The organism is Paracoccus yeei ATCC BAA-599 (assembly GCF_000622145.1).
Lineage (GTDB): Bacteria > Pseudomonadota > Alphaproteobacteria > Rhodobacterales > Rhodobacteraceae > Paracoccus > Paracoccus yeei.
Map to the genome: position 1 here is coordinate 19246 of NZ_JHWH01000013.1, position 12108 is coordinate 31353.

Here is a 12108-nt window from a genome sequence, read left to right on the forward strand (position 1 = left end):
AACCACCTCTGCGCCAAGCTTCGGGCGCGTCCATGGTGACACTATTCCGCTGGCTCGTTCGGCTGACGGTCGGGCTGATCGTGGCATCCTTGGGACTGGGGGCGCTGGTCTGGTATTTTACCATCCGCTCGCTGCCCGACTACAACGCCACCTTCGACGTGGCGGGCATCGCGGCCCCGGTCGAGATCGTGCGCACGACCGAGGGCGTGCCGCACATCTTCGGCGGCAACGACCGCGACGTGTTCTTTGCCCTTGGTCTGGCCCATGCCCAGGACCGGCTGTTCCAGATGACCGTCCTGCGCCGCGCCGCCCAGGGCCGCCTGGCCGAGATCTATGGGCCGGGCGCCCTGCCCGCCGACGATCTGGCGCGCAGGCTGGAACTGTACCGCAATGCCCGCGACTCGGTCGAGGCGCAGGACCCGGAAACGCGCGAGGCGCTGGAGGCCTATGCCGAAGGGGTCAACGCTTGGATCCACCAGGTGAACCTGGGCGCCCTGGGCCGTGGCGCGCCGGAATTCTTCCTGTTCCCGGACGACATCGCCTATTGGGAGCCGGCCGATTCCCTGGCGATCCTGAAGCTGCTCGCGGCCAGTGCCTCGGTCCAGATGCGGCGCGAGGTGCTGCGCGCCAGGCTGTCGCTGGCCGCGCCCGAACGCGGGCAGGAACTGGTCGCCGAGCCGACCGAACCGCCGATGCCCGCCTATGCCTCGCTGTTTCCGGGCGCGCGGTTCACGGGGGCCGAACGGCGCATCGCCGCGCCCGACTGGGCCGCCAGCCTTGCGGGTTATCTGGCGCCGGCGCAGGGCGCCTCGGGCAGCGGCTGGGCTGCGGCGGCGCGGCGCACGGCGGCCTCGGGTGCGCTTCTGGCCAATGATCCGCAGTTTGCCCTGACCGCGCCCGGACTGTGGTATCTGGCGCGGCTCGAGCTTGGCTCGGGCGGGGTGATCGGCGGAACCATCCCGGGAATCCCGGCGGTGCTGTCCGGCCGCAGCACGCACCTGGCCTGGGGCATCGCCCCCGCCCAGATCGACGACCAGGACCTGCATATCGAGGAAGTCCAGCCGGGCGACGCCAACCGCTACCGTGGCGCGGGCGGCTGGACCGAGTTCCAGACCCGGCGTGAAACCCTGCGCGTCAAGGGACAGGAGCCGCTGTCGATCACGCTGCGGCGCACGGAAAACGGCCCCGTCCTGCCACCTGGCCAACTGGACCTGGAGCGCATCCTGCCTGCCGGTCATGTCGCCACCCTGTCCTGGACCGGAGGCTTTGGCGGCGACACCTCGATGAGCGCGCTGATCGGGCTGATGCGCGCGCCCGAGCGCCAGGTCGCGGTCGAGGGGCTGCGCCGGATGGTCGCGCCCGCGCTTCTGGTCACGCTGGCCGACGACAACGGCGTGGGCCAGGTGCTGGCGGGCGCCCTGCCCGGCCGCAGTTCCGCGCATCAGACCGCAGGTCGCCTGCCCATGCCGGGCTGGCTGCCGGACAACCGCTGGGGCAAGCTGCTGCCGGCGCCGGACGCCATGACCACGCTGGCCCCCGCCTCGGGCATGGTGGCCGCGACCGGCGCCGCCCAGCCGGACGAACCCGTCCTGGGCTTCGACCGGGGCGACCCCTATCGGCAATCCCGCCTGCGCCATCTGATCGACTCGCGCGAGGTGCATTCCCGCGACAGCTTCATCGCCGCGCAGAACGACATCGTCAGCCCCGTGGCGCGCGCGCTGTTGCCGCTGGTGGGGGCCGACCTGTGGTTCACCGGAGAGCCCGCGGCCCGGGGCACACCCGAACGCCAGCGTCAGGACGCGCTGGCGCTGCTGGCGAACTGGGACGGCGCCATGAGCGAGCACCTGCCGGAACCCATGATCTATGTGGCCTGGATGCGGGCGCTTCAGGACCGCATCCTGCGCGATGAACTGGGCCCGCTGGCCGACGACCTGACCCGGCTTTACCCCGATTTTCTGGAGCGCGTGTTCCGCAACACACGGGGCGCCGGGGTCTGGTGCGACATCCGCCAGTCCGCCCCGGTCGAGACCTGCACCCAGATCGCCCGCCAGGCGCTGGACGCAGCGCTGCTGGATCTGACGGCACGCTTCGGCCCCGATCTTGCCAGCTGGCGCTGGGGCGACCTGCACCGGGCGCGTCATGTCCATCCGGGCCTGGGCGACATGCGAGGCGTGTCCTATATCGTCAACCTGATCCAGCCTACCTCGGGATCGGACACGACCATCGCGGCGGCGGGCTTCCTGGGCCGGGGGCCGAACCCCTGGCAGAACGTGACCGGGGCTGCCTATCGCGGAGTCTATGACCTGGCGGACCCCGACAGTTCCGTCTTTGTCATCTCGACCGGGCAATCGGGCCATCCGTTGTCGCGCCATTACGACGACATGGCCGAGCTGTGGCGGCGCGGGGAATATGTCGGCATGTCGCTGGACCCCGGCCTGGCCCGCGCGGGCGCCTCGGGCATCACCCACCTGCGGCCGGCCCCCGAATAGCCCCGCTTGCATCCGCCGCCGCGCCGGTCATTCTGGCCGCGCCACAGACAGGAACACCCGATGCCGCGCAAGATCATCATCGACACCGATCCCGGCCAGGACGATGCCGTGGGCATCCTTCTGGCGCTGGCCAGCCCGGAAGTGGAGGTGCTGGCCCTGACCACGGTTGCCGGCAACGTGCCGCTGGACCTGACCAGCCGCAATGCGCGCATCGTCTGCGAAATCGCGGGCCGGCCCGACATTCCGGTCCATGCCGGCTGCGACGCGCCGCTGTCGCGCCCCCTGGTCACGGCCGAGCATGTCCACGGCAAGTCTGGCCTGGACGGGATCGCGCTTTTCCAGCCCGCATCGGCGCTGGCGCCCGGCCATGCCGTCGATGCCATCATCGACATCCTGCGCCGCGAACCCGAGGGCAGCGTCACCCTGGTCGCCATGGGCCCGCTGACGAACCTTGCCACCGCCTTCCGCCGCGCCCCCGACATCGTGCCGCGCCTGCGGGAAATCGTCCTGATGGGCGGCGCCTATTTCGAGGTCGGCAACATCACCCCCGCGGCCGAGTTCAACATCTATGTCGACCCCGAGGCCGCGCAGATCGTCTTTGCCGCCGGCGCGCCGCTGACCGTGCTGCCGCTCGATGTCACCCACAAGGCGCTGACCAGCCGCGACTGGATCGAACAGATGCGCGCCTCGGGTCCGGTGGGCCGGGCCGTCGCCGGCTGGACCGACTTCTTCGAACGCTACGACCGCGAAAAATACGGGGCCGAGGGCGCCCCCCTGCACGACCCCTGCACCATCGCCTGGTTGATCCAGCCGGACCTGTTCGCCGGCCGCCACATCAATGTCGAGATCGAGACGCAGGGCGCGTTCACCACCGGAATGACCGTCGCCGACTGGTGGCGCGTCACCGGGCGCCCAGCCAATGCCCTGTTCCTGCGGGATGTGGACCGGGACGGGCTTTTCACCCTGCTGGGCCAGCGGATTACGGGGTTGGACCGCCGCTAGCCGCTCCGGCCGCCGGGGGCTGCGACTGGGGTTGAGGCTGGGGCGCGGCCTGGCCGCTCGTCGCCACCGGCTTGCCCGCGCCGATATCGCGATTGATCCGGTCGATCAGAACGCCCGTCACATCCACCGACTGGGCCGAGACGAAGATCGCGCTTTGATCCAGCACCACCACGGCGCCGCGCTCCTCCATCACCTGCGCCAGCACCGGCAGGGCCGCGCGCAGAAAGGCCGTGCGTTCCTGTTCCACCTGAGCATCCAGGTCGCGCGCCACCGTGTCGCGTTCGCGGCGCACGGCGACCACGCGCTTGTCGAATTCGTCGGCGCGCTGTCGGAACTCCTCGGGCGGAAGGGTGCCGCGCAGGGTGGTCAGTTCCTGCTCCTCGGCCGCGAACTGGCTTGCCAGCCGCTCGTTCTCGGCCGCGATCTCACGCGAGCGGCGCTCGACTTCGGCCTGGACCCTCTGCCCCCACAGCGAGCCCATGAAAAGCCGCTCCTGGTCGATGGTCATGATCGGGGGAAAGCCCCGCTCGGCCCCGGCCGACCGGGTATCGACCACCAGGGGCGGCACGGCATCGGCCGGCGCACGGGGGGCCGCCGCATCCTGGGCCGTGGCCGGCAAGGCCAGCGCCAGGGCCCAGAGGCTGCCGAGGACCGCCCGTCCCCGCATCAGAACTTGGTCGAAATCGTCAGGTCGAAGGACTGCTCTTCGTCATAGTCCTCTTTCTTCAGCGCCTTGGCGAAGTTGAAGCGCAGCGGACCGATCGGCGTCGTCCAGAACAGCGAGGCGCCGACCGCCGCGCGCACATGCATCCCGTCATCGACCTCGACGCCGTCATAGCCGGTGGTGTTCTGCAGGCCCCAGACGGACCCGGCATCGGCGAACAGGCCGCCCTTGATGCCGTATTCCTCGGGCAGGCCCAGCGGGAACTGCATCTCGGTACGCAGCGCCCAGAAGTAGTTGCCGCCCAGGGCATCCTCGTTCGGGGCCGCCAGGTCGCGGGGGCCATAGCCGTTCGGCTCGAACCCGCGGATCTTGCCGTTGCCCGAATAGCGGTCCAGGAATCGGCTGGTCTGGTCGCTCAGCATATAGACCGCGCCCGCTTCGAACTCGGCCAGGAAGGTCACGTTCTCGCGCCAGGCATTGCTTTCGGCACCGGCATAGATCGCGCTGGTGACGGATTTCACATCGCCGCCCAGGCCCGCGAAATCCTGGCTGAAGCGCAGCCGATAGCTGGTCAACGGATCCAGTCCGGCGGTGCGGCTGTCATAGTTGTAGCTGTAGCCAAGGGCCGAGGTGAAATAGCCGCCCTGCTCAAGGTAAAGGATCGGCGACGAACCGACCAGTTCGCTGCTTTCGTCGTCCACATGGACCATCTCGACGTCGAACAGCGTGTCCTTGCTGATCTTGTAGCGCAGTTCCAGCCGGGCGCTGTCCGATATCGGGAACTCCAGCCCCGTCTGAACTCCGACCGAGCGGGTGTTGTAATCGGCGTTCAGCCGGTCGGTGGTGTTGTACCACAGCTGGAAGCGCGCCCTCAGGTCGCGGCCCAGGAAAAACGGCTCGACAAAGGTCAGGCCCGAGCTTTGCGAATCCGAACCGGCGGCGACGGACAGGCTGAGCTCCTGCCCGCGGCCCAGGAAGTTCTTTTCGGTCAGCCCCAGGTTGAAGCCTACCCCGGTCGAGACGCCATAGCTCACGCCGAACGTCAGGCTGCCCGTGGGCTGCTCCTCGACGTTCACGTCGACGACCACCTGGTCGGGCGCGGTGCCCTGGCGGCTTTCGGCCTGGACATCGGCGAAATATCCCAGCGCCCGCAACCGCTCGGCCGAGTTCCTGATCTCGCGCGGGTTGAAGGGATCGCCTTCGACCGTGGCAAACTGCCGGCGGATGACCGAGTCGAGCGTCGTGGTGTTGCCCTCGATGTCGATGCGTTCGACAAAGACGCGCTGGCCGCGGGTCAGGGCGAATGTCAGGTCCAGCGTCTGGCCGCGTTCGTTGCGGGTGATGCGCGGCTCGATATTGACGAAGTTCAGACCCTTGCGCAGCGCCAGCGCCTCCATCCGGCGGATGGTCGTGTCGATGGCGGTGGGATTGTAGACCTCGCCCCGGCGCACGCGGTTCTGGTCCGCGAACTCGGCCGCGTCGACCCCGGGGATCTCGCTGACCGTGGTCACGTTGCCGAAGGTATAGCGGGGCCCTTCCTGGATCTGGAAGGTGATGTAGAAGGCATCGCGTTCGCGCGCGACCTCGGGCGCCACGGCCTGGACCTGGAAATCGGCATAGCCGCGCGAGCGATAGAAATCGGTCAGCAGCTTTTCATCGACCGGCAGCCGGTCCGGGGCAAAGGTGTCGCGCCGGATGAAGTTGCGCAAAAGCCCCGCCTGCTTGGTCTGCAGGACGTTGCGCAGCCGCTGGTCGGAAAACGCCCGGTTGCCGACAAAGCCGATGCGCTCGATCTCGGTCAGGTCGCCCTCGCGGATCTCGAACACCAGATCGACCCGGTTGCCGTCGCGGCGGATCACCTTGGGATCGACCCGCGCCGCCAGCCGCCCCTGCGAGGCATAGACCTTGCTGAGCTCGGCCGCGTCCGCCTCGGCCTGGGCGGGGGAAAAGACGTGGCGGGACTTGGATTTGATGACCTGGGCCAGGTTCTCGTCCTTGAGCTTGCGGTTGCCTTCGAAGGCGATCGTGTTGATCGTGGGATATTCCGCCACGCGGACGACCAGCGTGCCGCCCGAGGGCACGATCTCGACCCGCTCGAACAGGCCCGAGTTCTGCAGCCGCTGATAGGCCGCGTTCAGGTCGCCGCCCGACACGTCCTGCCCGCGCGGCAGGTCCAGATAGGACAGGATCGTCGCGGGCTCGATCCGCTGGTTCCCTTCGATCCGCACGTTGCTGAAGACATAGGCCGATGCGGGCAGCGGCAGGAACGCCACGGGGCCGGCCATCGTCAGCGCCGAAATCAGCGCCACCGCGCCCTTGCCGAGTTTCTTGTCCGTCATCGCTGCCCCTCGCGGTCATTCCTTGGCCGGCGGGTTGGTCCCGCCATAATTGCTTCCGTGGATACAGCGAAGCGGGCGGGACTGTCAAAAGGCAACGCCCTCTAGGGACAGAAAAGATCGTTGGTGAGGCCAAAGACCATCAATGCCAGGACCGCCGCCATTCCCAGCGCCGACAGCACCTCGAGGACGCGGTCCGACGGGCGGCGGCCGGCAATCGCCTCGTAGGTGTAAAACATCAGGTGGCCGCCATCCAGCACCGGCACCGGCAGCAGGTTCAGGAAACCGATGGCAGCGGACAGCACCGCGATCCACCAGATGAAGTCGCCCCCGCCCGCCGAGGCCGCCTGCCCCGTGCTTTTGGCGATGCTGATCGCGCCCCCCAGATTGCAGGTGCCGATCTGTCCCGTCGCCATCGCCCAAAGCCCCGAAACCGAGGATGCGATGATGTCCCAGGTTCGCGCGACGCCGATCTGCGCCGCCTCGGCCAGCCCCGTGGGCCGGGTCGCCGGGTCAAAGAAGGCGCCCCCGCCGGTGACGCCGATCAGCCAGCGCTTTTCATAGCCGGTCGCGGTCGGCAGGTCCTGTTCGCGGGGGACCAGGGTATAGTCGGCCTCGCCCTCGCCCGGGCGCCAGATGCGCAGCAGGACGGGACGGCCCTGCGCCTCGGCCACCTTGTCGCGCAATTCGTCAAAGCGGGTTACGGGATCGTTGTCGATGGCCAGGATCACGTCGCCCGCCCGCAGCCCGGCCGAGGCTGCGGCGCTGCGGGGCGAAACCCCGGTGATCAGCGGCGGCATCGGCGAGGGGCCGGGAACCGTGACCTCGGCCCCGTCGCGGCGCACCGTCCAGGCATAGGATGGCTGTGGCGGCAGTTCCCCGGCGATCCGGCCCAGCGATTGCCAGTCCGGGACGGCGCGCCCCTCGACCGCCAGGATGCGGTCGCCGGGCTCAAGCCCGATCTCGACCCCCGGCGGCACCGGATGCAGCGTGCCCACGGCGGGCTCGTCGGTCGGCATGCCCTGCCACATCGCCATTCCGGCAAAGACCAGGATCGACAATACGAAGTTGAAGACCGGCCCCGCCGCCACGGTGGCAAAGCGGGCCCAAAGCGGCGCTCCGGTCAGGCTCTGCCGGGCCCGGTCGGGATCGACGGGAACCGAACCTGCGCTGGCCGCGTCGGCGTCGCCCAGGAACCGCACATAGCCGCCCAGCGGGATCGCAGCGACCTGCCACAGGGTCCCGCGCCGGTCGCGGCGGGACATCAGCCGGGGCCCGAAGCCCAGCGAGAACACCTCGGCCTTGATGCCCGACAGCCGGCCGATGATGTAGTGGCCGTATTCGTGCACGGTGACGATGATCGACAGCGCCAGGATGAAGGCGCCGACCGTCCAGAGCGTATCCACAAGCTGTCCGATCATGCCGCCCCCGCCGTGCAGGCGGCAAGCCGCCGCGCCTGCGCGTCCCATTCCAGTACGGTCGCCAGATCGCCGGGGCTGGACGCAAAGCCGGGCTCGCGTGCACAGGCGTCCAGCGCACGTTCGACCGCCGGGGCCATGTCCATGAAGCCGATGCGGCCGGCGATGAAGTCGTCCAGCGCCTGTTCCTTGGCCGCGTTCAACACCGCGCCCGCCGCGCCGCCGGCCCGGATGACCTGACGCGCCAGCCGCAGCGCGGGCCAGCGCGCCTCGTCCGGGGCCGTGAAGGTCAGGCTGCCAAGCGCCGCCAGGTCCAGCGCCGGCACCGGCAGGGCCGCGCGCTGCGGCCAGTGCAGCGCATAGCCGATCGCATGGCGCATGTCCGGCGCGCCCAGATGCGCGATCGAGCCGCCGTCCCTGTGGCTGACCATGGCGTGAACGATGGATTGCGGATGCACCAGCACCTTGATCTGGTCGCAGGACAGGCCAAAGAATTCGTGCGCCTCGATGACCTCCAGCGCCTTGTTGAACATGCTGGCGCTATCGATGGTGATGCGCTGCCCCATCGCCCAATTGGGATGCGAGGATGCCTCGGCCACCGTGGCCCGAGCCAGCCGCTCCAGCGGCCAGTCGCGGAAAGCGCCCCCCGAGGCGGTGATGGTAACATGCTCGACACTGTCGAGGTTTTCTCCGTGAAGCGATTGAAATATCGCGGAATGTTCGGAATCGACAGGCAGGATCACGGCCCCGTTGCGCTGGCTTTCGCCCATCACCAGGCGCCCTGCGGCGACCAGCGATTCCTTGTTGGCCAGGGCCAGCGTGCCGCCACGGCGCAGAACCTCCAGTCCCGGCGGCAGGCCGGCTGCGCCGATGATGGCAGACAGGGTCCAGTCGGCCGGGCGCGCCGCCGCCTCGGCCACGGCCTCGGGGCCCGCTGCCGTCTCGATGCCCGAACCGGCCAGCGCCTCGCGCAGCGCGCCCAGCTTTTCCGGCAGCGCGGTCACGGCGATCTCGGCCCGCAGGGCGCGCGCCATTTCGGCCAGGCGCCCGACATTGGCCGCCCCGGTCAGGGCGACGGTGCGATAGGCCTCGGGCCCGCCCGCACGCATCAGCAGATCAAATGCGCTTTCGCCGATGGACCCCGTGGCCCCCAGCACCGAAACGCTGCGCATGGTCCTCAGCCTCCGATTATCGGCAACAGATGGACCAGCATCAGCACCAGTGCAAGCAGCAACGCCCCCGACATGGCGTCGAAACGGTCCATGACCCCGCCGTGGCCGGGGATCAGCTGCGAACTGTCCTTGGCGCCCACCCGGCGCTTGAGCCAGCTTTCCGCGATGTCGCCGAACTGCCCCGCGATCGCCAGCAGCGGCCCGACCAGCAGGACCGGCCAAGTCCCCAGGCCGAACACCCACAGGCCAAGGGCCAGCACCAGCGCGCCGACCCAGCCGGCAAGCGTGCCGCTCCAGGTCTTTTTGGGGCTGATCGAGGGCCAGAACTTGCGGCCGCCGACCTTGCGGCCCACGAAATAGCCCAGCACATCCGACTGCACCACGGTCGCCACGATCCAGAACACCGTCGCCAGGCCCATCACCTCGCGCATGGCGACCAGCGCATAGGCGGCGCCCAGGATCGCGACGGTGAACAGCACATAGGCGGGCCGTTCGTGGCTGTGCGTGCCCGGCAGCCCGGCCAGGATCGGCAGCAAGATCAGCAGCAAAGGCTTGTCGCCGGACAGGACCAGCATGGTCAGCAGAACCAGCCCCGACAGCAGGCCGATCAGCACCGGATGGCGCGGGCTGTGAAACTCGGGATGGCGCCAGCCCGTCAGCCGGGCCAGTTCCCACATCATCAGACCTGCGATGACCGAAACGCCCAGCCGCATCCACAGGCCCGAGGACAGCAGCAGCACGATGCCGATGACCAGCAGCAACGCGCCCCAGCCGAAGCGCTTGCGCAGATCGGACCACTTGCCCGGCTTGAGCCTGTCACGCAACCGCCCGCGAGGGGTGTCGCCCCCCGTCATGCGCCCCCGAAGCGCCGGTCGCGCAACCCGAAGCGGTCCAGGATGGCGGCCAGATGATCCGGGGTGAAATCGGGCCAAAGCGTGGGCGTGAATTCGTATTCCGAATAGGCCGCCTGATAGGGCAGGAAATTCGAGGTCCGGGTTTCCCCGCTGGTGCGGATCACCAGGTCGGGGTCGGGCTGACCCGCCGTATCCAGGCAGGCGGCGAAATCGGCCTCGGTAGGTGCTTGAATCTCGCCCCGGGCGATGCGCTCCGCCATGCGGGCGGCGGCGCGCGCGATCTCGTCCCGGCCGCCGTAGTTGATCGCGACGGTCAGGTTCAGCCGGCTGTTGCAGGCGGTGCGCGCCTCGATCCCGGCCATCAGCCGCTGCAGCCGGGGATCCAGCCGCTCGCGTCCGCCGATGAAGCGCATCCGCACGCCCTCGGCGGACAGGCCATCGGCCTCGCGCTCGATATAGCGGGCAAAGATGCGCATCAGGCCCAGGACCTCCTCGGCCGTGCGCTTCCAGTTCTCGGTCGAAAAGGCGTAAAGCGTCAGCCAGTTCACCCCCATGTCGGGACAGGCGCGCACGATCTGCTTGACGCGTTCGGCCCCCCGCCGATGGCCGACAAGCCGCGGCCAGCCCTTGTTGACGGCCCAGCGGCCGTTGCCATCCATGATGATGGCGACATGCCGGGGTTTGGCGTCGCCGCCCCCGGCTTTGGGCAGGCTGGCTGCGGGATCGGCCATCTGGATCAGACCTGCATGATTTCGGCTTGCTTGGATTCCAGCGCCTGGTCCACAGCCGCGATCATCTTGTCGGTCAGATCCTGCACGGCCGATTCCCAGAACTTCTGATCGTCCTCGGACATGCCGGCCGCCTTGGCCTTCTTGATCTGGTCCATGCCGTCGCGGCGCACGTTGCGGATCGCGACGCGGGCATGTTCGGCATATTGCGCGGCAACGCGGGTCAGGTCGCGGCGACGCTCCTCGTTCAATTCGGGGATCGGCAGCATGATGATGGTGCCGTTCAACTGCGGGTTGATGCCCAGGCCGGAATCGCGGATCGCCTTTTCGGCCTTTCCGACCAGCGCCTTGTCCCAGATGTTGATCGTCACCATACGCGGCTCGGGCACGTTCACCGTGCCGATCTGGTTGATGGGCGTGGGCGAGCCATAGGCATCCACCATGATCGGCTCGACCATGCTGGCCGAGGCGCGGCCGGTGCGCAGCGACGCAAATTCATGGCGCAGCGAATCCATGGCGCCCTTCATGCGGCGTTCCAGGTCGTCGGTGTCGATCTCGATCTCGTCGGACATGCTCGGTCATGGCCTCTGCTGTTGGTTTTCAGCGCTTTTAGCCGAGCCTTGCCGGCAAGGCAAAGCCTATGCTGCCATTTTAACCATGCACCCGCGTATAAGTGCCCTCGCCTGCCAGGATTCCTCGGAAACCGCCGGGCTCATCCAGCGAGAAAACGATGATCGGCAGGTCGTTGTCGCGTGCCAGCGCAATGGCCGAGGCGTCCATCACCCCCAGGTGCTTTTGCAGAACCTCGTCATAGGTGACGTTTTCATAGCGCTTGGCGTCGGGGAATTTCTTGGGATCCTTGTCATAGACGCCATCGACCTTGGTGCCCTTGAAGATCGCCTCGCAGTTCATTTCATTGGCGCGCAGCGTCGCCGCCGTGTCGGTGGTGAAATAGGGGTTGCCGGTGCCGGCGGCAAAGATGCAGACGCGCTTCTTTTCCAGGTGGCGGACGGCGCGGCGGCGGATATACGGTTCGGCCACCTCGTCCATGCGGATGGCGCTGATGACGCGGGTGTGGATGCCCTCGGCCTCCAGCGCGGCCTGCATGCCCAGGGCGTTCATCACCGTGGCCAGCATCCCCATGTAATCGGCGGTCGCGCGGTCCATGCCCTGCGCGCTGCCCTGCAGGCCGCGAAAGATGTTGCCGCCGCCGATGACCATGCAGATCTCGACCCCCATGTCGTGGACCGAGCGGACTTCGTGCGCGATGCGCGCCACGGTCGGCGGATGCAGGCCATAGCCCTGGTCGCCCATCAGCGCCTCGCCCGAGATTTTCAGCATGACGCGGCCGTATTTGCCGGGCTTCTTGGTGTCGTCGGTCATCACGGGCCGCCTTGTTCGCAGTTTCATTGCCGCGCAAAATGTCGCAAACAGCCCCGATGTTC

10 protein-coding genes are annotated in these 12108 nt (G+C 68.3%); 2 read left to right on the forward strand and 8 right to left on the reverse strand.

What is annotated here, in order from left to right:
* Positions 1 to 32: 32 nt before the first annotated feature.
* The gene (locus BU28_RS0108075; RefSeq protein WP_028719020.1) at positions 33 to 2489 is read left to right on the forward strand and encodes a penicillin acylase family protein; all 2457 of its coding nucleotides are present in this window, start codon (positions 33 to 35) and stop codon (positions 2487 to 2489) included.
* A gap of 60 nt (positions 2490 to 2549) precedes the next feature.
* Complete coding sequence (locus BU28_RS0108080; protein ID WP_028719021.1) at positions 2550 to 3491, forward strand: nucleoside hydrolase; 942 nt, start codon at positions 2550 to 2552, stop codon at positions 3489 to 3491.
* Here BU28_RS0108080 and BU28_RS22415 read toward each other — a convergent pair.
* The 8 genes from BU28_RS22415 to pyrH form a co-directional block, all read right to left on the reverse strand.
* Positions 3469 to 4158: an OmpH/Skp family outer membrane protein gene (locus tag BU28_RS22415; protein ID WP_051578035.1), complete on the reverse strand. Its 690-nt coding sequence runs from the start codon at positions 4156 to 4158 to the stop codon at positions 3469 to 3471. The two genes, BU28_RS0108080 and BU28_RS22415, sit on opposite strands and share 23 nt — an antisense overlap.
* Positions 4158 to 6494: an outer membrane protein assembly factor BamA gene (gene bamA, locus BU28_RS0108090; RefSeq protein ID WP_028719022.1), complete on the reverse strand. Its 2337-nt coding sequence runs from the start codon at positions 6492 to 6494 to the stop codon at positions 4158 to 4160. Before bamA ends, BU28_RS22415 begins: the two co-directional genes overlap by 1 nt.
* Positions 6495 to 6595: 101 nt before the next feature.
* Positions 6596 to 7912 carry an RIP metalloprotease RseP gene (gene rseP / locus BU28_RS0108095; protein WP_028719023.1) on the reverse strand — a complete coding sequence of 439 codons (1317 nt, stop codon included), beginning with the start codon at positions 7910 to 7912 and terminating at the stop codon, positions 6596 to 6598.
* Positions 7909 to 9081 (reverse strand): 1-deoxy-D-xylulose-5-phosphate reductoisomerase, encoded by a 1173-nt coding sequence (dxr, locus tag BU28_RS0108100; RefSeq protein WP_028719024.1) that lies wholly within the window; start codon positions 9079 to 9081, stop codon positions 7909 to 7911. The genes rseP and dxr overlap by 4 nt, the downstream gene beginning before the upstream one ends.
* Before the next feature lie 5 nt (positions 9082 to 9086).
* Positions 9087 to 9935 carry a phosphatidate cytidylyltransferase gene (locus BU28_RS0108105; protein WP_051578036.1) on the reverse strand — a complete coding sequence of 283 codons (849 nt, stop codon included), beginning with the start codon at positions 9933 to 9935 and terminating at the stop codon, positions 9087 to 9089.
* A complete protein-coding gene (uppS, locus tag BU28_RS0108110; RefSeq protein WP_036762400.1) occupies positions 9932 to 10666 on the reverse strand; it encodes a polyprenyl diphosphate synthase in 735 nt (244 codons plus the stop codon). Before uppS ends, BU28_RS0108105 begins: the two co-directional genes overlap by 4 nt.
* 5 nt (positions 10667 to 10671) lie before the next feature.
* Complete coding sequence (gene frr / locus BU28_RS0108115) at positions 10672 to 11235, reverse strand: ribosome recycling factor (protein WP_028719027.1); 564 nt, start codon at positions 11233 to 11235, stop codon at positions 10672 to 10674.
* A gap of 79 nt (positions 11236 to 11314) precedes the next feature.
* Positions 11315 to 12046, reverse strand: a complete 732-nt coding sequence (pyrH, locus tag BU28_RS0108120; protein WP_028719028.1) for a UMP kinase — start codon at positions 12044 to 12046, stop codon at positions 11315 to 11317.
* Between the last annotated feature and the right edge of the window lie 62 nt (positions 12047 to 12108).

Excerpts from the sequence above, each read along its gene's own strand:
- BU28_RS0108075 (WP_028719020.1), top strand. The coding sequence starts at position 33 with ATGGTGACACTATTCCGCTGGCTCGTTCGGCTGACGGTCGGGCTGATC.
- frr (WP_028719027.1), bottom strand. The coding sequence starts at position 11,235 with ATGTCCGACGAGATCGAGATCGACACCGACGACCTGGAACGCCGCATG.
- BU28_RS0108105 (WP_051578036.1), bottom strand. The coding sequence starts at position 9,935 with ATGACGGGGGGCGACACCCCTCGCGGGCGGTTGCGTGACAGGCTCAAG.
- BU28_RS0108080 (WP_028719021.1), top strand. The coding sequence starts at position 2,550 with ATGCCGCGCAAGATCATCATCGACACCGATCCCGGCCAGGACGATGCC.
- BU28_RS22415 (WP_051578035.1), bottom strand. The coding sequence starts at position 4,158 with ATGCGGGGACGGGCGGTCCTCGGCAGCCTCTGGGCCCTGGCGCTGGCC.
- bamA (WP_028719022.1), bottom strand. The coding sequence starts at position 6,494 with ATGACGGACAAGAAACTCGGCAAGGGCGCGGTGGCGCTGATTTCGGCG.
- dxr (WP_028719024.1), bottom strand. The coding sequence starts at position 9,081 with ATGCGCAGCGTTTCGGTGCTGGGGGCCACGGGGTCCATCGGCGAAAGC.
- pyrH (WP_028719028.1), bottom strand. The coding sequence starts at position 12,046 with ATGACCGACGACACCAAGAAGCCCGGCAAATACGGCCGCGTCATGCTG.
- uppS (WP_036762400.1), bottom strand. The coding sequence starts at position 10,666 with ATGGCCGATCCCGCAGCCAGCCTGCCCAAAGCCGGGGGCGGCGACGCC.
- rseP (WP_028719023.1), bottom strand. The coding sequence starts at position 7,912 with ATGATCGGACAGCTTGTGGATACGCTCTGGACGGTCGGCGCCTTCATC.